Below are 21,268 nucleotides of genomic sequence, written 5' to 3' on the forward strand. Positions count from 1 at the left end.
TCGGGGGACTGATTGGGAGACGGAAGCGAATGAGGGTGACGTTCGGCCTGCTGGGCCCCCTGACGGTCGCCGCGGACGCCGTACCGCAGTCACTGCCGAGGGCGACCGTCCTGCGCGGCCTGCTGGGAGCGCTGCTGCTCGCGGAGGGGGAGCGGCTCCCCGTCGGGCGGCTGCTGGACCTGGTCTGGGCCGGGCAGGCGGACCGGATCGGCCGGGGCGCGGTGCACACCGGGATGTCCCGACTGCGCACCTGGCTCGGGCAGTTCGAGGACGAGGACCTGGTACTGGAGTCCGACGCGCAGGGCTATCGGCTGGCGACCGGGCCGGACGCCGTGGACCTCGGGCGCTTCCGTGCCCTCCTCGCGGCCGACGACTTGGCGGCCGACGACTTGGTCGCGGACGACCTGGTCGCCGCGCTCGCGTTGCGGCGGGGGCCGGTCCTGGCCGGGCTGGAGCGGGTGAACCGGGAGGATCCTCTGGTGACCGCCGTGGAGGCCGAGATCCGGACTGCGGCGCTCGCCCTGGCCGGGACCGCTCTGGCAGGGGCCGCCCTGGCCGGGACCGCGCGAGCCGCCGCCGTACCCCGGGACGCCCTTCCCGCCCTCACGGCGCTCGCCGAGGAACACCCCTTCGACGAACCCGTCCACGCTGCCCTGCTCGAACTGCTCGCCGCCGACGGCCGGGCGGCCGAGGCACTGCGCCGCTTCCAGCGCCTGCGCCGACGGCTCTCCGAGGAACTCGGCATCGAGCCCGGCGAACAGGTGCAACAGGTCTTCCTCGCCCTGCTCGCCCACGACCGCGAGGGCGCCCGCGCCACCACCGTCGCTGACACGGTCACCGCCGCCGCCGAACGACCCCGCGTACCCTCCCAACTCCCGCGCGAACTGCCGGACTTCACCGGCCGCGACGACCAAGTGCGGCTCGTCCTGGACACCTTGGCGCACGGCGGGCTCCCGGTGATCGCCGGCATGGGCGGCATCGGCAAGACCGCCCTGGCCGTCCACGCCGCCCACCGCGCCGCCGCCGACTACCCCGACGGCCGGCTCTACGCGGACCTGCGCGGCGCCGACGCCGCACCCGCCGACCCCGCCCACGTCCTCGCCGCCTTCCTGCGCGCCCTCGGCACCGACCCCAGGGAGATCCCGGAGTCCCTCGACGAACGTTCCGCGCTCTACCGCACCCTGCTCGCCGACCGCCGCGTCCTCGTCGTCCTCGACAACGCCGCCGGCGCACACCAGGTCGGGCCGCTGCTCCCGGGCACCCCGACCCGCCCCGACCAGCAGCACCCAGCCGTCCTCCTCACCAGCCGCGCCGCACTGACCTCCCTGCCCGGCGCCCGCCTCGTCGACCTCGGCGAACTCGACGCCGCCCACGCCCGGATCCTGCTGAGCCGCATCCTCGGCGACCACCGCGTCGCCGCCGAACCGGTCGCCGCCGCCCAGATCACCGAACTGTGCGGCGGCATCCCGCTGGCCGTCCGCATCGCCGGGGCCCGCCTGGCCGCACGGCCCCGCTGGTCCCTGGCCCGGCTCGTGGACCTGCTGCGCGACGAACGGCGGCGCCTCGACGAACTGGCCACCGGGGACCTCGCCGTACGGGCCGGCTTCGCCGTCGGCCACGCCCGGCTGCCCGCACCCGTCCGCCGCACCTTCCGGCTGCTCGGCCTGCTGGACGCCCCCGACTTCGCGTCCTGGGCCGCCGCGGCCCTGGCCGACGTCCCCGTCCCGGAGGCCGAACGGCACCTGGAGGAACTGGTCGACGCCCAACTCCTCCAGGAGACCGGAACGGGACCCCACCCGCGCTACCGCTTCCACGACCTCGTCCGCCTGTACGCCCGCGAACACGCCGAGGCGGCCGAGCGCGCCGATGCCGTCGAGCGCGCCGACGCCGCCGAACACGCCGACGCCGCCGAACCATCCGCTTCCGCCGTCGAACCATCCGCTTCCGCCGCCGCCCTGGAACGCGCCCTCGGCGCCTGGCTCGCCCTGGCCGAGCAGGCCGCCGACCAGATCCCCGGCCCGTGCTACGCACCCCTCCACGGCGCGGCACCCCGCCACCCACTGCCCCCCGCGCTCACCGCCGCGCTCCTGGACGACCCGATGGCCTGGTTCGACACCGAGCAGCCCGCCCTGAACGCCGTCGCCCGGCAGGCCGCCGCCCTGCGCATGCTGCCCGCCGCCTGGGACCTCGCCGCCTGCCAGGAGAAGTACTGCGACGTCCGCGGCCTCTACGACGACTGGCGCACCACCCACCTCACCGTCCTCCAGGCCTGCCGGACGGCCGGCGACGTCCGCGGCACGGCCGTCCTCACCCGCGGCCTCATCGAGGTCACCACCTGGACCACCCCGACCGACGGCGGCGGCCAGACGATGGTCGCCCTGGAGGACCGCGCCCAGCACCTGCTGCGCCTGTTCCAGCAGGTCGGGGAACCACGCGGCTGCGCCGACGCCCTCGTCCTGGTCGCCTGGAGCCTGGTCGCCCAGGGCCGTGACCGGGAGGCCCTGGAGACTGCCCACCAGGCCCTGGACCTCGCCACCTCCACCGACCACCCGGGCGGCCGGGCCCGCGCCCACCAGATCATCGCCGTCGCCCACGGCGAGAGCGACCTCGACCGCACCATCGAGCACCTCACCGAAGCCCTGCGGCTGGCCCGGATGATCGGCAACACCCGCTTCGAGGCCACCGCGATCCAGTTCCTCGGCGCCGCCCACGGCCGGGCCGGCCACCCGGAGCAGGCGTACGAACTGCTCGCCCGCTCCCTCGCCATGGCCCGCTCCCTCCGGGACTCCTACGTCGAGGCCTTCTCCCTGCTCTACCTCGCCACCCTCCACGCGGCCACCGGCGACCCCCGCGCCCGCCCGACCGCCGAAGCCGCCCTGGCCATCGCCCGCCGCTTCGACATGGGCCACCACCTCGCCCAGGCCCTCGGCATCCTCGGCGAGATCGACCTCGCCGCCGGGGACCACACCTCGGCCGTCGCCCACCTGGAGGAGTCGGTCCTGGTCTGGCGCGCCCGCGGCTGGCGCTCCTTCCTCGCCGCCGCCCTGCGCACCCTCGCCCGCGCTTACCGGGCCGCCGGACTGCCCGACTCGGCCGCCCGCGTCCTCGCCGAGGCCCGCGACCTGGGCCCGGACACCGGCGGCGGAGCCGGCGACGGCGTCGGCGGCCGCCCCACCAACGGCGGGGGCGACCCCCAGGCCCACGAGGACTGACCGCTGTACCCCCTTCCTGCTTACCGCCCAGCCGCCGATCGGTAAGCCATCGGTAAGCCACCCCTCCCTAGGGTCGGTTCGGACGGCGCGGACAGCCCCCGCGCCGTCCCTCCGGAACCCCACACCGCCTGACCACCACCCCCAAGGCCGCCCCCCACGGGGCACACCTCCGGCCGGGTCCGCGCAGGGGACGGACCCGGCCGGAGGCGCCTTCCCGCCGCCCCGCGACGCGGTTGCACCGCGGACGGGGCCGCACAGCGAGATCGGCGGGCGGCACTCGGCGTGTCGTCCCGCTACGGGGTCACCGGTGGATCCGTGCGGGTGTCGTAGGTGGCGCGGGCATCGTCGATCCGGGCGAGGTGCGCGACGCTCCATTCGAGCAGGGGCGCGGTGGCCGCGCGCAGGGTGATGCCCATCTCGGTGAGCTCATAGCTGACGTGCGGCGGCATCACCTCGTGGACGGTGCGGGTGAGGATTCCGTCGCGCTCCAGGCTGCGCAGCGTCACGGTGAGCATGCGTTGGCTGATTCCGTCGACGGCCCTCTTGAGCTCGGTGAAACGGCGCGGTCCGTCGCTGAGATTGCGCACGACCAGCAGTGACCACTTGTCCCCGACGATGTCGAGCACCACCCGGGTCCGGCACCCGTCGCTGGACCTCGCCGCCGCCTGCGGATCGCTCTGAGTCGCGTCCATGGTTACCTCCAGAGAACCGGGTCACCGAAAAGTGCCTTATTGCCTGCGGCGCGTCGTGTGCGCCAGCCTGGTTCTAGTACTCAAACAGTACCGAGTCACCAAAGGTAACCGCCAGGCCGCGAACCGGCGGTGTGCGCGTAGCCGTGCTCCTCTCCTCTGCTCCTCTGCCTCTGTGAAGGAAGATCGATGTCCACATTTCTACTGGTACACGGTGCCTGGCACGACGGACGGTGCTGGGAGCGGGTGGTACCGCTGCTGGAGGCCGCCGGGCACCGGGTGTTCGCGCCGTCCCTGACCGGCTTCGGCGACAAGGCACACCTGCTCGGTCCGGAGGTGGGTCTCGATACGCACGTCGACGACGTGGTCGGGCTGATCACCGGGGAAGACCTCAGCGACGTCGTACTCGTCGGCCACAGCTACGCCGGGCTGGTGATCTCCTCCGTGGCCCACCGGATTCCGGAACGCATCGCGCACCTGGTCTACCTCGACGCGATGGTCCCGGAGGACGGTGAGTCCGCAGTCGACGTCCAGCCCGTGACACGGCAACTCATCGAGCTCGCCGAGAAGTCCGGGAGCGGCTGGCGCGTGCCGCCGATGCCCGAACAGCCCGCGCCCTTCGGCCTGTTCGGCGTCACCGACCCGGCCGACGTCGCCTGGCTGCGCGGGACGCTCTCGGACCAGCCGGTGCGCTGCCTGCAGCAGCCGGTGCGACTGGGCAACCCGGCCGCTGACGCGATCCCGCGCACGCACATCCACAACGTCGGCGCCAGGCCGGCGGGCGTCACTCGTCGCCCCGTCCCTCCGACCCAGCCCAACGGCACCGCCGCCCGGGTCCGGGAGCTGCCGACCGGCCACGACTGCATGATCACCATGCCGGGCGAACTCAGCGAGCTGCTCCTCGAACTCTCCTAGCCAGGGCCGTCGTTCATGTGGCGTGCCCGCATGGGGAGCGAGGCGTAGGGTGCGGGTGTGAACGAACTGATCTTCCGGGGGAAAGACAGACTCAGCCCCGACGCCGGCGACATCGCAGTCCTGCTCATGCTCGTCACCGCCGAATTCCTCGTCGGCCGCCTCAAGTTCCACTGGGGCCCCGGCCCCATCGTCCTGCTCGTCGGGGGGACGGTGCTGCTGTTCGCGGCGGGCCGCCTCGTCGGCATGCGGTACTGGGTGCGGGTCGACGCCGAGGGGATCACCGTCAACTGGGGGCTGGGGCGGGGGCGTACCTACTCCTGGCAGCAGATCTCCTGGATCGACGTGGCGGAGATCTCGGGCCGCGGCCGGACCACGCGCGTGGCCCGGATCCACACCACCGACGGTCGGCGCCACTGGCTGTCGGCCCTGGTCGCCAGCGGCTTCGAGCCGTCGGACGACTTCGACGCCGAGGTCCGGCAGGTCATCGACCGGTGGAGGCACTGCACCGAGCCGAGCCGGCGCGTCCGGCCCGAGAAGCGGTTCCAGGACCGGATCACGCCCCTGTGGATCGGCATGGCCGGCACCGCCGTCCTCGCCGTGGTCCTCTTCGTCACGAACGTGACGCTGTAGGCGGGCCCCAGCGAGCGGGCCGCTACTTCAGGGCTTGGAGGACCAGCGACTTCATCTGCTGCCAGTAGCGCAGTTGCAGCCGCGAGGGCGTGTGCGTCAGGAACACCACGCCCAGGTCCTCCGCCGGGTCGGCCCACCAGAACGTGCCGGAGGAGCCCGGCCAGGTGACCTCGCCCGCGGACCCGGGGGTCGTCGCCCCGCCGCCCGCGGCGCGGCGGACGGCCACGCCCAGGCCGAAGCCGTGGCCGGGGTTCCAGCCCGGACGTTCGAGCAGCCGGGTGTCCGTTCCCGGCTCCAGTGCGTCGGCGAGCATCAGCTCGACGGTCTTGCGCCCCAGCACCCGGTCCGCGTCGCCGGTGGGGCCCGCGCCCTTGGCCAGCAGCATCCGGAGGAAGGCCAGGTAGTCGCCGGCGGTGCCGACCAGCCCGGCGCCGCCGGAGTCGAAGCGGGCGCGGGCGAGGTCGGGCAGCTGTTGTGACTCACCCGTCAGCGGATGGCCGGCCAGCGGATCTCGGGTCAGCGGCACGGCGAGCCGGCCCGGGTCCGCGCCGGAGCCGCCGACGAACCGGGTGTCGGTCATGCCGAGCGGGGCGAACAGCCGTCGGGCCAGGAAGGCCCCCAGGGTGTCCGAGGTGAGGGACTCCACGATCTGCCCGAGCAGGTCGAACCCGAAACCGTAGTGCCATAGGGTGCCGGGGTCGGCGAGCAGCGGGAATGCGGCGAGGCGCGCGACGAACTCCGGGCCGTCGAGCCCCGTCATGCCGTCCCCGACCGCCTCGGCGTACCGTGCGTGCAGTGCGGTCCGGCCGAGGAGGCCCTCGGGAATGCCGGCGGTGTGGCGCATGAGGTCCAGCACGGTGGGCTGGCGCGCCGCCGGGCGCTCCCGGAGCGACTCCGGGTCGGCGACCCGCCGGTCCCGGAACCCCGGCAGGTAGTCGCCGACAGCCTCCTCAAGTACCAACTCCCCGCTCTCCACCAGCAGAAGAGCCCCGGCGGCGGTGACGGGCTTGGTCATCGACGCCAGCCAGAACAGGGTGTCGGTCGTCATCGGCGCCCCGGCCTGCGGATCCCGCATCCCGAACGCGTCGAGCCGCACCAACGCACCCCCTCGGACGACGCCCAGCACCGCCCCGGGCAGCCGCCCGGCGGCGACCTCCGACTCGACGAAGGCGTCGACCCGGGCCAGCCGCCCGGCGTGGAACCCGGCCTCGCCGGGATCGACTCGTGGTGTCACGCGACCATTCAACTACGCTGACCGGCAACGACGGTGAGCGGGACGGTATGACGGGGGACCGTCCAGCTCCGGACGAGGCGTTCGAGCTGGTCAGGCGGATCCACCTGCTGCTGTGCGACACCTGCGAGACGCTCGTACCGGAGCACGGCCGCCTCTGGTCGGCGGGCGGCGGGCGGCGGGCGGCGGGCGAAAATCGGGTGCTCCACCGCCGGCGGCCAGCAACACTGACGTCATGACCGGTTCCCCGCCGCCCCAACCGCCTGAACCTCCCCAACTCCCGCGACTGCCAGGACTCTTGCGACCACGAGCCCTGCGCCCCGGAGACCTCGTCGTCATCGCCTCACTGTCCGGCCCACTCCCGCCCGCGTACGAGCCCAACATCGAGCAGACCGTCGTCGTCCTCCAACGCATGGGTTTCCGCGTACGCCGTGCTCCGCTGCTCCGGGCAGGACGCCACCACTGGTGGAGCGCGGCCACGCCGGCCGAGATCGCCGCGGAGCTCAACAGCCTCCTCCGCGACCCCGAGGTACGCGCCATCGTCGCCAGCGACGGCGGCCAGACGGCCCTCGGCTACCTCGGCCTGATTGACTTCGAGGCGATCACGGCCGACCCCAAGCCGATCCTCGGCTACAGCGGCATCTCCCTGCTGCACCTGGTCCTCCACGCCCGCACCGGCCTGGTCGGATTCCACGCCGACATGGCCGTCCCCGGCTTCGGCGGCCACTGGCAGTCCGCACCCCCGGCGCGCCGGGCGGAACTCGAACAGCTCTACGCCAGGCTGCTCACCGACACCGAGCCGCTCGGCGCCCTACCCACCAGCCCGACCTGGGAGTGCTGGCGCCCCGGCCGCGCCGAAGGCCGGCTGATCGGCGGCGTGATCAACCGCATCGTCCTGAACCAGGCGACCCCCTTCGCCCTGCCCCTCGAACACTTCGACGGCGCGATCCTGTTCTGGGAGGAGATGGGTGGCCTGGCCTCCTACGTGTGGAGCTACCTGCACGTCCTGCGCCACAGCGGCATCCTCGACCGCATCGCCGGCATGGTCGTCGGCGTCCCGCGCGACATCAGCGGCCTGGAGCCCGGCGCCTCCCCGACCCTGCCCGAGATCGTCCTCGACGTCCTCGGCGACCGGGACATCCCCGTCTTGGGCAACGTCGACTTCGGCCACGCCGGCCCCAACCTCCCGATACCGGTCGGCCTCCGCGCCCACCTCGACGCCCGGCAACGGACGCTGTCCCTGCTCGAACCGGCGGTGGGGCCCGGTCACGGCGCCGGCTGAGTGCTCCGGCCGACGACCTCAGACGAGGGAGATCCGCCGCGGAGCGATCCCCAGGACGAGCTTCTCCAGAGCGTCCCGGACCGGCCCGTACGTCGCCACCCAGGTCTCCACGAGCCAGATCTCGCCGTCTCCGTCGATGCCGAGGAAGAACCGGCCCCCGTCCAGCTCACCGATCGGGAAGAGGTCCCGCCCGAGGTCCGCGCTCCACTCCGCGAAGCGGTCCTCCTCGCCCACCGCCAGCTCGGGATCGAAGTGGAAGCGGGTCCGCGCGACATCGATGCCGGGCCCGCTGACCCGTACGTCCAGGCCGCCGAACTCCGAGAGGAACTCCTCGGCCGCCTCGTGCATGCGAATCAGCCCCGACCCCTTCAGCATCCCGCGCCACCGCTCGACCGGTACCCGCCGCCCCGGCCACCATCCGGCCGCACGCAGGGCCTCCTCGACCACCCCGGCCGCCCGCTGCGGCGCGGCCTCCGCCTCCACCCAGGCCTGATCCACCGGCACATCCTCCGGCCACCCCGGCCGCCACCGCTCCCGCCACTCGTCGAAGTCGTCCCGCAGGAACCGGCGTTCCACCGGTTTGAGCCGCACCTGCGGCCGCTGGTCCGCCCACCAGACCTCGAACTCCGCCACCGTCCCCACGGTCGGCCACCGGCTCCCGTCCGCCGGAAGCAACAGCACATCGACGAACCCGCCGACCGGAAGACCGAGATCCACGAACAGCCCGGTCGCACCGGGCGTCGGCACCGCGGCGACCGTCCCGGACAGCCGCTGCCCCAACCGCAGTTCCCGTCGAACCCGTATCCACTCCTCAACGCTGACCATGCGCCCCATCCTCGCAAGGGCCGCCGTCACACATTCAGTCGCCGCGGCCGGTACGGCCTGGCGGGCGCCGGGGGAGAGCAGGTTGGTGGTGGCGACCTTGATCCGGCGGATCTCGGCGCGGCCGTGGCCTGTGCCGCAGGTGCGGCCCTGGAGCAGGATGTCCTTCCAGGGGCGAGGACTTCAGCTGCTTGCGCAGCTTCTTCTGGATGCCCTTGACGATGATGCGTCGGCAGGCACGGGATGCCACTCGGGTCACGGGGCGCAGAGAACTCCATGATCTTGGAAGCCGTGCACGCCTTCTTTGCTCACGTCGCTTCGCGCCCGCGTACGATCACCAGCCGTCGCCGATGTAGTGAGGATGGATCGATGCCCGGTACCCGAACGCCGATACACCTGACCGCTGTCACCCTGGCCTTGACCACTCTGCTGGCTTGCGCAGCCTGTGCCGGACAGGCCAATGTCGCGCCGTCCGCTCCTGCGCCGACGAGTACCGCCGCGTCTGCCGTCTCCGTAAGCCCTTCGCCGAGCGCCGCCGTAAGTCCTTCGCCGAGCGTCACCGTAAGCCCTCCGCCGAGCTCGGGCCGACCGGACCAGCAGCAGCTGGACACGGCCGCGGACGCGGTCACACGCCTCAGCCGCTCCTACCAGGACGTCTTCGCGGGCTTGGTGGTGGATGTTCCGGACGGTTGCGTCATCGTCTACCGGAAGCCGGGTGGTGGCGGCTTCGACGCGGCCCTCGCTCGCCTGGGTCTGAGCGTGCGCATAGACCTGCGCGATGCCCCGCGCTCGATCGGCGAGCTGGCCGCCACCCGCGACCGGGTCACGGCATTGATAGGGCACACGAGCGACTACAGCATCGTCATGGTGGGCGACGGTTCGGAGGTGAGCTTCGCTCGCGGCGTGGTGGAGGTCGGCGTCAGCGGAAATCTGTCCAGCGCCCAGGCAGACCTGCGCGGCCGCTTCGGCGACCGGGTCACTGTCTCAGCCGCCCAACCGCTCTCGGGCTGACCGGACTCTCCGCCCCGCGTTCGGCGGTCCGAGCCGTACTCACCGGCCCTCTGGTGATCACAAACCGGACGCCATCCGACTACGCCGAAGCCCTGCCCACTACGCGGGAGGTGCCCCTGCCCGACGTTCGGGCAGGGGCACCTCTCTGGTCAGCTCAACGCTGGGGAGTTCAGCTGCGCACCAGGGCATTCCACTTCTGGGCCGGGCTGCTGTTGCAGTCGTAGAGTTGGAGTCGGGCGCTGTTGGTCACTGTGCCGCCGGGGAGGTCGATGCAGCGGCCGGAGGTGGGGTTGTAGAGGCTGCCGTCGGGCCGGGGGACGAAGGTCTGCTGCGGCGCGCCGTTTCCGCAGTCCCAGATCTGCAGCTGGGTGCCGTTGGCGGTACCGCGGCCGGTGGCGTCGAGGCAGTGGCCGAGGGCCCGGAGGCTGCCGTCCGGCTCGAAGGTCCACTTCTGGGCGTCGCTGCCGTTGCAGTCGTACAGCTGGACGGCGGTGCCGTTCGTGTTGCCGGCGTTGGCGATGTCCATGCACTTGCCCGCTTGGGCGGTGTAGGCGACGGGGCTGTTCTCGGCGTAGACGCTCAGGGCGTTGGTCCAGCCGTTGGTCCAGGTGTAGTAGGGGTCGGTGGTGGTGGCGTGGCCGGTGAAGGTCTGGATGACGCCATTGGGGGTCAGGGCCCAGAGGGTGGGCGAGCCGATGCCGGTGAGGTCGCCGTCGGAGCCGATGATGGGCCAGTTGGCGCTGGTGATGCCGTAGCCGATCTTGGTGTCGGTGGCGATGCCGGTGATGGTGGGGTAGCTGGTGGTGTTGCCGAAGTCGTCGGTGACGGTGGCGGTGATGGTGGTGAAGGTGTAGCCGCGCAGGTCCCCGTTGGCTCGATTGCGTGCCCACAGGCCGGGGTGGCCCTGGTTCGCCCAGTCGCCGGGGGAGATGAGGTCGCAGTCCTTCCAGCCGGTGGCCGCGAGTTTGATGGGCGACCCGAAGGTGGCGTCCTGGTAGGTGGGGTAGAACCAGAGGGCGCCGTTACTGTCCGGGCTGGTCTCGACGGTGAACAGGCCGGTGCGGTTCATGAACTGCTTGCCGGTGTCGAGCCTGCTGGTGCTGGGGTCGCCACTGGCAGCGATCTGCAGGGTAGTCGACCAGTTGGCGGCGTTGTAGCCGGTGCAGTCGGTCACTTTCGGGTCACAGGCGGGCTTGGCCAGCGGGCTCTTGCTGTCGAAGACACCAATGGCTGTGCTGCCCGGGTTCTTGTAGAAGTTGAGAGTGCTGTCGCCGTCCTTGTGGACGATGAGGTCGTCGACGTTGTTGCCGCCGCGCAGGCTTCCGCGGTGGGTGGTGCGGTAGTTGGCCCAGGAGTCGTGGCCGGGGGAGTTGACTTTCGGGGCGGCGAGCGGGGCCTTTCCGCCGGTGGCGGGAATGCTGTAGGCGCGCAGGTCGCCGTTGGGGTCGGCGGTGACGATGTCGGGCAGGGCGTCACCGGTGACGTCACCGAAGGTCGGGGCGGGGCTGTTGGGGTTCCACGGGGCGTAGAAGGAGTACTGCGCGACCGGGGAGAGGTTGCCGGCGTTGTCCTCGGCCTGGACGTAGAGGACGTTGGTGCCCCAGCGTCCGGCGGTCACCTGGATCTGGCCGCTGGGCATGGCGCTGCCGCACTGCCAGGTGGAGTCGACGAGTTGGGGGTCGAAGCTCCAGCGCAGGCAGGCCACGCCGGAGGTGTAGCCGCCGCTGGGGTTGGGGTCGGTGGCGGTGAAGGGGATGCCGCCGCTCTGGCCGGCGTAGAGCTGGGGGGTCTGGCCGTTGCCGCTGGGCGGGAACTGCTTGCTGGTGTCGGTGACGGTGGTGGGGAAGGTGACGGTGGGCGGGGTGAGGTCGACCTTGAAGTAGCAGTTCGGTGTGGAGGCGGACCAGGGGGTGTCGTCCAGGCCGTCTTTTGCCTGCATGTTGTAGCCGTAGGCGTGGCCGTCCTGGATCAGGCCGGCGGGGAGCTGGAAGCTGGTGGTGCCACCGCTGTTGACGTAGGGCGTGTCTCCGCTGGCGCCGTTGGAGGAGTTGTAGTCCCAGATGTGGTCCCAGGTCTTGACCTGGGCCTGGGTGGGGCTGGTGACGGTGGCGTTGAGCCAGACGGCGTTGTTCTGGGCGGAGCCGGCGCCGAGCCAGGCCCAGTCATTGGCGTTGCCGTCACCGCAGGACTGGTTGGTCGCCGCGGGGCTGACCGTGGTGGGGGCGGGCCACACCGACGGGTTGGTCGGGACGTTGGGGACGCGGTCGTACATCACGGACAGCGCGGGCTGGTAGGTGAACCGCTTGAAGGCGTTCTGGTTGCTCTCGTCGCCGTAGAGGCCGAAGGTCAGCTGCCCGTAGTTGACGTACTGCTTCATCGCGCCGGTGATGTCGAAGCTGAACGGCACGCTGCCGGGGCAGTCCGGCTGTCCGGTGCCGCCGACCAGGGCCGTGTCGCCGAGCTGACCGCCCTGCTGCCCAGGCTGGTTGGACCAGGTGGTGCCGTAGGCGATCGGCCCGTTGGTGACGTAGAGGTTGAGCGGGTACTTGTTGGTGCAGGAGTGGTCGGCGGAGTAGTACTCCTGCATGGTCATCGTCGCGGAGTGGATGACCGCACCGCCGAGCGCGCTGATGTCGAACTGGTAGAAGCTGCGCTCGATGTCGGCGGGTGAGCAGCTGCCGCCTTGGGGGTAGTAGCCGCACTTGCCGACGCCCGGGTGGTCGGCGTTCCCGGGGCCCTGGTGCATCCAGTTGTTGGATCCGTCGTGGGCGGACTGGACCCAGGTCCAGGAGTTGCCGGTCAGGGTCCAGGGCAGGTAGTCGGGGTCGATGTAGTACGGGGCAGTGCCGTGGGCCAGGAGGTCCTGGTCGGGAGTGAGGTCGATGCCGTTGTTGTCGGCCTTGACCGGCATGCTGGAGACCTTGGAGGTCGTCCCGGGACCTGTGGCGGAACCGTTGACGGGGGCCTGGCCCGCATCGGTCGGCGCGGGAGCGGGCGCGTCTGCCGCGGCCGCCCTGAAGGTCAGGGCGGTCTTCGTCACGGGCGCGGAGGTGCTCGGGGCAGGTGCGGCGGGCGCGGTGCTGCTGTCCCACATCTGCGGGGTGCGCGAGACCCAGCGGGGCTTGCCGTCGGTGCCGACGACGGTGACGTTGCCGTGCTCGTCACTCTTGACGGTGACGCCGTCGAGGGTGGTGCCGAAGTGCAGGTTCTTCAGGGCCGGGTTGGCCGCCGCGGCCTGGGTCTTGACGACCAGGACGGTGGTCAGGCCGCCGAGCTTGGTGGCAGTGACCTTGAGATCGATGTCGGGTGCGACGGACGGGTAGACCGCGCTGTCCCCGCTGACGGTGGGCGTGGGCAGCGCGAACGGGGCGGACAGTGCGAGCCTCTTCCCGTCCGAACTGGTCATGGTCGCCAGCGGGCCGTCCCCGCCCTTGGACAGGGCCACCTGCCCGGCCGCGGACTTCGGCGAGAAGGTGCCGTCCGGGTTGGCCACGAGGGTGGCGTCCAGCCCCTGCCAGGCGCTGCCTCGGCGCACCCGTTGCTGCTCCAGGTGGCTGGTGAGCGCGAGGTGGCCATCGGGGGTGGCGACGGTCTCGCTGTACTCGGTGGTGAGCGAGTCGACCGGAACGTTCTTTTGTGTGGCCTTGGCCTGGGCGATGGCCTGCTCGACTGCGTTCGCGGGCGGACGTTCCTGCGACTTCTGCGCGGTGGTGGCGTCGATCGTGGCCTGTGAAGGTACTGACGGTGCGTCGGCGGCGTGAGCGGTGAGGCCAGAGAGGTTAGAGAGGCCAGTGGTGAGTGCGAGAACGGCCGCCGCAGTCAATGCCCTGAGCGGCACGCCGTTGTAGCGGCGCTTTCTGTTCAAAACGGGAAACTCCCCCCAAAGAACACGGATGACCTGCATGGACACAGGCCAGAGGCACGGTAGGGGGACGCACTGACACCGGCCAACTGAAATTCGATGGTGAAGTCCCGGCTTGGGTCGAAATGGTCGCTTCGTTGACCTCCGTGAGAAGCCTCACGAGGGGATAAGTCTTGACTATCCAATGTCAAGTTTCGCTAGCATTCGGCGGTTCGAATGCAGGAGACGCCTCCCGTGTTCGCGGGGGGTTTAGTGCTTGGGGGATGTGAAAGCGTGTCATTTATACAACGATCAAGCTCCGAGAGGGCGAAGGGCAGGAGGGGGAGACTGCGCGGACGGCTCGCGGCTGTAACAACGGCCGCCGTCATCGGTTCGCTGCTGGCACCCCTGCCGCTCGCCGCGGCAGCCGATGGGCCGGACTACTCACGTAAGTGGTCTCCGCCGAACACCGCGCTGCCGAAGACGCCTTCGGTCGCCGGACAGAACGCCGCGCCGGTTCCGGTCCCGAAGCCGGAGCACCCGGTGCCGCCGACGTGGACCCCACCGAAGGACTCGAAAGCGGTTCCGGCCGGTCACACGACGGTGACGCTCGGATCCGCACCAGAGGCACACCCGCTGGGCGAGGGTGAGAAGCCGCAGGCCGGTTCCGAGGCCAAGGCCTCGGGTCTCCCGGTCACGATCGCACCGCTGGCCGGTTCCTCGGCCGCGGGGCAGACGATCCAGGTCGATGTGGCCGACAGCAAGGCTTCGGCGGCTGCCGGGATTCCCGGCGTGGCGGTGACCCTCACCCGCCCCGGCTCAGGTGATGACGCACCGGTGCGCCTGGGCGTCGACGCATCCAACTTGGACGCCGCGTTCGGCGCGAACTGGGCAGCCCGGGCCCACCTGGTGGTCCTGCCGGAGTGTGCGACGACGACGCCGCAGTCCGCCGACTGCCGGAAGCAGACGCCGTTGGAGTCGCACTACGACGCGTCGACGAAGAAGCTCGTCGCCGACATCCCGCTGACCGGGACGGGCGTCGCCAAGTCCTCGACCATCCCGGCTACCAAGACCGCCACCGACGGCTCCGGCGCGGCCCGTGCGGTATACGCGGACTCCACCACCACCTCGACCACTGTCGGCGTGGTTTCGGGGGCGTCGAGCGGGGCAGGCACATACACGGCGACCCCGCTCGGGGCCTCCCAGTCCTGGACAGCAGGCGGTTCGTCGGGCGCGTTCACGTATGGGTACCCGGTGCAGGTACCGCCGGCGCTCGTCGGTTCGGCCCCGAAGGTGTCACTGTCCTACGACTCGGCGTCGGTGGACGGCCGGACCTCCTCGACGAATGCGCAGGCGTCCTGGATCGGAGACGGCTGGGACCTAGCTTCCAACTTCGTTGAACGGTCGTTCAAGTCCTGCTCGCTGGACGGGATTACTGGTTCCGGTGACCAGTGCTGGGGCGGCGCGAACATGGCCATGTCACTGGCCGGGCACTCTGGCCAGCTGGTGCCGGACGACTCCTCCTGCCAGTCCGGCGCGCCGACGGCGATGGAGCAGTCGGCCTGCACCTGGCGGCTCAAGGGCGACGACGGCACCAAGATCCAGTTCCTGACCGGAGCGACCAACGGCACCTGGAACGGCTCCTACATTAAGGTCACCGACACCACCGGCACCGTCTACTACTTCGGCCTGAACCACCTGCCGGACGCGAACGGTAACCCGACCACACTCGGCACGGACAGCGGCTCGGCGTGGACCGTCCCGGTCTACTCCCCCAACAGCGGTGACCCGTGCTACGACCCGGCCAAGGGCCAGGGCTCGTGGTGCCAGAGCGCGTGGCGCTGGAACCTCGACTTCGTTGTGGACCCGCACGGGAACCTGACCACCTACACCTACACCCCTGAGACGAACTACTACTCCCGCGGCGGCGCCCAGAACAACGGCAACGGCACCAGCACCGCCTACACCCGCGCCGGCGTGCCCGCCACGATCGGCTACGGCCAGCTCCTCTCGGACCAGTTGAACAACAACGGCGCCTACAACCCCGCCGCGAAGATCGTCTTCAACACGTCCGAGCGGTGCGTCACCTCCACTGCGGCCTGCGACCCGTCCCAGCGCGCCGCGGCCAACGCTGGGAACTGGCCGGACGTCCCGCTGGACCAGCAGTGCGACGCCACCAGCCCGTGCACGGTGTATGGTCCGACGTTCTGGTCCACCAAGTGGCTGGCGTCCATCGTCACCCAGGTGAAGGTCAACGGCAGCTACCAGACTGTGGACTCCTACACGCTCAATCACACGTTCATCAACGTGCAGAACGCTACCGAGAACACCCAGGTCCCCTGGCTCGCCTCCATCCAGCGCACCGGGCAGGACACTCAGGCGACCGGCGGCTCCATCACCCTGCCACCAGTGTCCTTCACCCCCCAGTTGCTGGCCAACCGCGTGGACGGCACCAGCCTGGTCCCCGCACCGCCGGACTACAACCGGCCCCGCATCCAGGTGATCACCACCGAAACCGGCAGCACCATCGGCGTCAACTACGCCGCCGCCGACTGCTCACGGCAGAACAACAACATGCCGGCCAGCGCCGACAACGACACCCGCTCCTGCTATAACGTCAAATGGAATCCGCCCGGCTCGATCATCGGCTCGGCGCCGGTGGACGACTGGTTCCTGAAGTACCCGGTCGCCAGCATCACCACGAACCCGGCAACCCCCGGTTCGATCCCCATGGTGACCAACTACAGCTACGGCAAGGCCGCCTGGCACCGCAACGATTCAGCTGCGACCCCGGACAAGAACCGCACCTGGGACCAGTTCCGTGGCTATGCCTCCGTCACCGCCGTCTCCGGAAGCGGCAACGACGGGCCGCAGTCGCAGAAGTCGACAACGTACTACCAGGGCATGGACGGCGACGTACTCGCCAACGGGAGCGCTCGCACTGTCCCTCCGGTCGCCGGCCCGATGGGCGGAGGAAACACCGACTCCGACTGGCTCTCCGGACAAGTCCGGGAATCCGACACCTACGCCCAGGCGGGCGGAAGCATCGTTGCCTACTCGGTCAACGCGCCGAGCGGACCGGTCACCACTGCCACGCACGGCCAAGGCAGCGGCCTGCCGGACCTCACCGCCCGGTACACGTCCACCACCACGAGCACAACCTCACGGTCGCTGAAGGCTGATAACACCTGGCGCACAGTAGCGAAGACCACCACTACCGACCCAAACCACGGCAACAGATTCTCTACCTGGATCGAGACCGCCGACGGCCTGCCAGACGTCTGCACCCGTACCAACTACGCGGGTACCGATTCGAACCCGCAGGCCATGGCCCTGCCGTCCGAAGTGATCACGGTCTCCGGCTCCAACGCCTGCACCGCCACGCCGACCGCGGCCAACACCGTCTCGTGGACGAGAACCCTTTACGACGGTCAGGCACTCGGACGGATCGGAGCGGTGCACGACGCAACCAGCGCACTGACCCTCGACCACTTCGACACCATCGGAGCCGCGCAGTTCGTCGCGACCAACTCGGTGTACGACGGCTACGGGCGCACCACGAGCGCGACCGACCCCAATGCCATCGACAGCGCGCATCCGTCCGGTGCGACTGTCACTACCACCTACACGGCGGCCGCGCCGGGTGAGCTGCCCACCAGTGTCACCACCACGAGCCCGGCGCCCGCCGGTGCTAGCGACGCAGCGGCCGGCCGTGTCGCCACCACCACGTACGACACGGCGCGCACACTGCCGCTGACGGTAACTGACGTTAACGGTCGCACGACCACCGGGACCTACGACGCACTCGGCCGCGCGGTCGGCGTGTGGCTGCCGGGCCGGGATACCAAGGCCGGCGCCAACAGGACCTTCGCCTACACGCTTCCGGGAGTGGTCAACGGCGCCGCCGTACCTCCGACTGTGACCACCTCCGAGCTGCAGGCGAACCCCAACCAGCAGGTGCAGGACAGCTACACCGTAAAGATCGACATCATGGACGGCGAGGGACGGACCGTCCAGTCCCAGTCGACACCGGCGCTCTCCGCCTACAACGGCCGGCTGATCACCGACACCGTTTACGACTCCCAAGGACGTGTCACCAGGGCCAACAGCCCCTGGTACAACGACGAGGCGGCGCCCAGCACCACCCCGTTCAAGACACTAACGGAGAAGGTCCCGGCGCAAACCTACAACGTCTACGACGGCCTCGGCCGCCCCGTGACGCAGCAGTTCGTCGCCTACGGGGTCACCCAGACCACCACGACCACGGCCTACCCCGGCGCCGACCGGATCGACGTCACACCGCCTACAGGCGCCACGCCGACCTCGGCCGTCACCGACGCACGCGGCCACACAGCCCAGCTTTGGCAGTACAAGACGGCCACCGCCACCGGAAACCCGGCCGACGCAGACATCACCTCCTACACCTACACGGCTGACGGCCACCTGGCCACGCAGAAGGACACCGCCGGAAACACCTGGACCCACGGCTACGACTTGCGAGGGCGAGAGGTCACCGCCACCGACCCGGACACCGGGTTGGGCACCAAGACGTACGACGCCGACGGCCGTCTGTCCACCACCACGGACGCGCGCGGACAGACCCTCGCCTACACGTACGACCTGCTCGGCCGGACAACCGGCACCTACGCCGGATCGGTCAGCCCGGACCACCAGCTGACCGGATTCACCTACGACACGGTCGCCAAGGGCAAGCCCGCCACTTCGACCCGCTACGTCAACGGAGCCTCCGGCATCACCTACACCAGCTCCGTGCTGGCCTACGACACCGCCTACCACCCCACCAAGACCACCATCACCATCCCCGGCACCGAGATCGGCCAGGGCGCCACCCCGTTCACCTACACCTACCAGGCGAAGTACGACCCCACGACCGGCGCCGTGACCAAAGACAGCCGCTCCACCGTGGGTGACATCGCCGGCGAGACAGTCAACTACACCTACGACTCCAACGGACCGCTGAGTACCTTCGGCGGTAGCGTCACCTACGACCTGTCCTCGGACTGGGACGCCTACGGACGCAACATCCGCTCCACAGTGAACCCCTGGGGCACCCAGATAGTCGTCACTAACACCTACGACGAATCCACCGGCCGCCCCCTACAGCAGTTCGTCGACAAGCAGACCGCAGCCACCGGCGCCGTCCAGCAGCTCACCTACACCTACAACCCGGCCGGCCAGGTCACGGGGATCCGGAACATCCCGGACAACACGCCTTCCTCCACCGACCTCCAGTGCTTCGGCTACGACTACCTCAGCCGACTCACCAACGCCTGGACCGACTCCGGCTTCCTCACCCAAGCCGCCCAGCCCACGGTCGGTGGAATCGGCGCCTGCGCCAACTCCACACCCACCAGCGGCGCCCAGGCACCACTTCGGACGACGGTCGCCGGACCCGCCGCGTACTGGCAGAGCTACGGCTACGACCTCACCGGCAACCGCACCCAGCTCATCCAGCACGACCCCTCCGGTGACACCACCAAGGACACCACCACCAACCAGACCTTCCCGACCCCCGGGACGGTCAACACCCCGACCACCGCTGCCAACACCGGCGGCGGCACGGGCGGTGCGCACGCCCTCACCGGATCCACCACCACCGCTCCGACCGGCACCACCGGCACCAGCGCCCAGTACGACGCGGTCGGCAACACCACCACCGTCACCGACACCTCCGGCACCGCCACCCTGCTCTGGAACAGCGAGAACAAGCTTGCCTCCTACACCAAGACCGGCACGGCTGGACTGACCACCTACCTCTACGACGCAGGCGGCAACCAGCTCATCCGCCGCGACCCCGGCAAGACCACCATCAACCTCGGCGGCGACGAACTCGTCTACGACACAACGGTCACCCCCGCTACTGTCACCGGTATCCGCTCCTACCAAATCCCCGGCGGCATCACCCTCGTCCGGCAGGGCGGCAACTCCACCTACCAGATCGCAGACAGCCACGGCACCGGCACCTTCGCCCTCGACGGCACCACACTCACCGAGACCCGACGCCCGTCCGATCCCTTCGGCAACCCCCGCGGCACCCAACCCACCACCTGGGCCGGCGACCATGGTTTCGTCGGCGGCACCAAGGACGACGCCACCGGCCTCACCAACCTCGGCGCCCGCGAATACCAGCCCACCACCGGCCGCTTCCTCAGCCCCGACCCCCTCATCGACCTCACGTCCCCACAGCAGTGGAACGCCTACGCCTACAGCAACAACAACCCCGCCAATCTCGCCGACCCCAGCGGGCTTCGCCCCGATGGCACCTGCGGCGGGACAGCGGCATGCAGGACACCAGACGGTCACAACGTTGACGAGGCCTGGGGCCTCCAAGACGGCGGCTGGACTGTCGAGATCAGCAAGTCTGTTCTGGCCTTTCTGCCCGGCGGCATCGGATTCCCCGAGATTCCCGACTACCAGAAGGTTCTGAAGCAGACCGTCAAGAACCTCGACAATCTCTTTCGGGACCACACTCGCTTCGGCCATAACGCAGAGGAAGATGCGACGCAGTACCGGGCAGCGGCACTCAACGCCTGCCAGGTTGTGGCCGCCTGCGATGACACCGACGTCTACAACACTCTCACGGAACAGCGGATGTCCTGGGAGGTTGTGAACTTCGCAGCGTGGGGTCCTGGCGAGAAGTCGAGCTCCAGCTCTGGAACGCGCCCTCAGAAGGTTGGCGGGCGTAGCGGCTCTGCGCCCTCAGGGAACCGCCTCTTCCCCTGCGACAGTTTCCCGGTCCAGACCTTGGTGCTGATGGCCGATGGCACCACCAAGCCCATCGGCGATCTCCAGCCCGGTGACATCGTCACCGCGACCGACCCACAGACCGGTGAGACCGCCGGTAAGGCGATCACCCACAAGACCGTTACTCCGGACGACTCCCGGTTCACCGACCTCGCCTTGGCCAAGGCCAACGAGAACGGCACTCTGGGCACGGAGAGCAAGCTCACCTCCACCGCCCACCACCCCTACTGGAACGACACCACCCACCGCTGGATGACGGCGGAAAGCCTCCGGCCCGGTGATCAGCTCACCACCCCGGACCACAGACACGTCACCGTACTCGCTAGTCGGACCTACGATACCCAGCCGCAGACGGCCGACAACCTGACCGTCGCCGACATTCACACTTACTATGTCGTCACGGACGATACCCCGATACTGGTCCACAACACCGATGGCAAAGATTGCCGGATCGATCTCGAGGATGGCACATTCTTGCATCCAGATGGATCCATTCGAGATGAAAAGGGTCACTACGCTGGCACCACTGGCGCCCAGCCGGGCGCCAATAATGAGGTGACGGTCTGGGATCACCTGGAAACCGAAGGCGCCACCGTGATTCGCCGGGAGACGGGCGTTCGAGTGAAGGGATTCCCGCTGCGGAAATATGACGGCCTGGTAAATATCGACGGCCTTTGGTATGGAATTGAAACAAAGGGTGCATCCGCAGGTCGAACTCCCGAGCAGAGGGAATTTGACGACTGGCTGAACACCCCCGGAAATACCGCCAATACTACGAGTGGGATTGAACTGCACGGCGTGTTTGACGCCTGGCTGCCACAGGATCGCCCGCCGGCATGACAGGCGGCACGGGCAGGCTGGAGTCCCAGC

At 69.9% G+C, this 21,268-nt stretch carries 10 protein-coding genes; 6 read left to right on the top strand and 4 right to left on the bottom strand.

The genetic code is table 11. From position 1 onward, the window contains the following. Nucleotides 1-29: 29 nt before the first annotated feature. Nucleotides 30-3,212 carry an AfsR/SARP family transcriptional regulator gene (locus tag ACIP4P_RS07780; protein ID WP_400915800.1) on the top strand — a complete coding sequence of 1,061 codons (3,183 nt, stop codon included), beginning with the start codon at nucleotides 30-32 and terminating at the stop codon, nucleotides 3,210-3,212. 293 nt (nucleotides 3,213-3,505) lie between these two features. On the opposite strand, the gene ACIP4P_RS07785 is transcribed toward ACIP4P_RS07780, so the two are convergent. Beyond that, nucleotides 3,506-3,904: a winged helix-turn-helix transcriptional regulator gene (locus tag ACIP4P_RS07785; protein ID WP_400915802.1), complete on the bottom strand. Its 399-nt coding sequence runs from the start codon at nucleotides 3,902-3,904 to the stop codon at nucleotides 3,506-3,508. A 186-nt stretch (nucleotides 3,905-4,090) separates the two neighbouring features. On the opposite strand from ACIP4P_RS07785, the gene ACIP4P_RS07790 reads away from it, so the two are divergent. Together ACIP4P_RS07790 and ACIP4P_RS07795 are read left to right on the top strand one after the other, a co-directional pair. Further along, nucleotides 4,091-4,816 (top strand): alpha/beta fold hydrolase, encoded by a 726-nt coding sequence (locus tag ACIP4P_RS07790; protein ID WP_400915804.1) that lies wholly within the window; start codon nucleotides 4,091-4,093, stop codon nucleotides 4,814-4,816. A gap of 57 nt (nucleotides 4,817-4,873) precedes the next feature. Then, entirely contained in the window at nucleotides 4,874-5,446 is a 573-nt protein-coding gene (locus tag ACIP4P_RS07795) for a PH domain-containing protein (RefSeq protein WP_400915805.1), read from the top strand. A 22-nt stretch (nucleotides 5,447-5,468) separates the two neighbouring features. Here the strand turns inward: ACIP4P_RS07795 and ACIP4P_RS07800 are convergent, their stop codons facing one another. After that, nucleotides 5,469-6,680, bottom strand: coding sequence for a serine hydrolase domain-containing protein (locus ACIP4P_RS07800; protein WP_400915807.1), 1,212 nt, complete (start codon nucleotides 6,678-6,680; stop codon nucleotides 5,469-5,471). Between the two features lie 232 nt (nucleotides 6,681-6,912). Here ACIP4P_RS07800 and ACIP4P_RS07805 point away from each other — a divergent pair, with 232 nt between their 5' ends. Next, nucleotides 6,913-7,959, top strand: coding sequence for an LD-carboxypeptidase (locus ACIP4P_RS07805; RefSeq protein ID WP_400915809.1), 1,047 nt, complete (start codon nucleotides 6,913-6,915; stop codon nucleotides 7,957-7,959). An 18-nt stretch (nucleotides 7,960-7,977) separates the two neighbouring features. Here ACIP4P_RS07805 and ACIP4P_RS07810 read toward each other — a convergent pair whose 3' ends face one another. After that, complete coding sequence (locus tag ACIP4P_RS07810) at nucleotides 7,978-8,784, bottom strand: SUKH-3 domain-containing protein (RefSeq protein ID WP_400915810.1); 807 nt, start codon at nucleotides 8,782-8,784, stop codon at nucleotides 7,978-7,980. 273 nt (nucleotides 8,785-9,057) lie between these two features. Between ACIP4P_RS07810 and ACIP4P_RS07815 the strand changes: the two genes are divergently transcribed. Next, nucleotides 9,058-9,792 (top strand): hypothetical protein, encoded by a 735-nt coding sequence (locus ACIP4P_RS07815; protein WP_400915811.1) that lies wholly within the window; start codon nucleotides 9,058-9,060, stop codon nucleotides 9,790-9,792. Nucleotides 9,793-9,961: 169 nt separating this feature from the next. On the opposite strand, the gene ACIP4P_RS07820 is transcribed toward ACIP4P_RS07815, so the two are convergent. After that, nucleotides 9,962-13,657 carry a ricin-type beta-trefoil lectin domain protein gene (locus ACIP4P_RS07820; RefSeq protein ID WP_400915813.1) on the bottom strand — a complete coding sequence of 1,232 codons (3,696 nt, stop codon included), beginning with the start codon at nucleotides 13,655-13,657 and terminating at the stop codon, nucleotides 9,962-9,964. Between the two features lie 270 nt (nucleotides 13,658-13,927). Here ACIP4P_RS07820 and ACIP4P_RS07825 point away from each other — a divergent pair, with 270 nt between their 5' ends. Then, a complete protein-coding gene (locus ACIP4P_RS07825) occupies nucleotides 13,928-21,238 on the top strand; it encodes an RHS repeat-associated core domain-containing protein (RefSeq protein WP_400915815.1) in 7,311 nt (2,436 codons plus the stop codon). The last annotated feature ends 30 nt before the right edge of the window (nucleotides 21,239-21,268 follow it).

This window comes from Kitasatospora sp. NPDC089509 (assembly GCF_044749365.1).
In the GTDB taxonomy this organism is placed as follows: domain Bacteria; phylum Actinomycetota; class Actinomycetes; order Streptomycetales; family Streptomycetaceae; genus Kitasatospora.

Coding starts and splice junctions, on each gene's coding strand:
- ACIP4P_RS07780 (WP_400915800.1), top strand. CDS start 30: ATGAGGGTGACGTTCGGCCTGCTGGGCCCCCTGACGGTCGCCGCGGAC.
- ACIP4P_RS07810 (WP_400915810.1), bottom strand. CDS start 8,784: ATGGTCAGCGTTGAGGAGTGGATACGGGTTCGACGGGAACTGCGGTTG.
- ACIP4P_RS07805 (WP_400915809.1), top strand. CDS start 6,913: ATGACCGGTTCCCCGCCGCCCCAACCGCCTGAACCTCCCCAACTCCCG.
- ACIP4P_RS07790 (WP_400915804.1), top strand. CDS start 4,091: ATGTCCACATTTCTACTGGTACACGGTGCCTGGCACGACGGACGGTGC.
- ACIP4P_RS07785 (WP_400915802.1), bottom strand. CDS start 3,904: ATGGACGCGACTCAGAGCGATCCGCAGGCGGCGGCGAGGTCCAGCGAC.
- ACIP4P_RS07815 (WP_400915811.1), top strand. CDS start 9,058: ATGATCTTGGAAGCCGTGCACGCCTTCTTTGCTCACGTCGCTTCGCGC.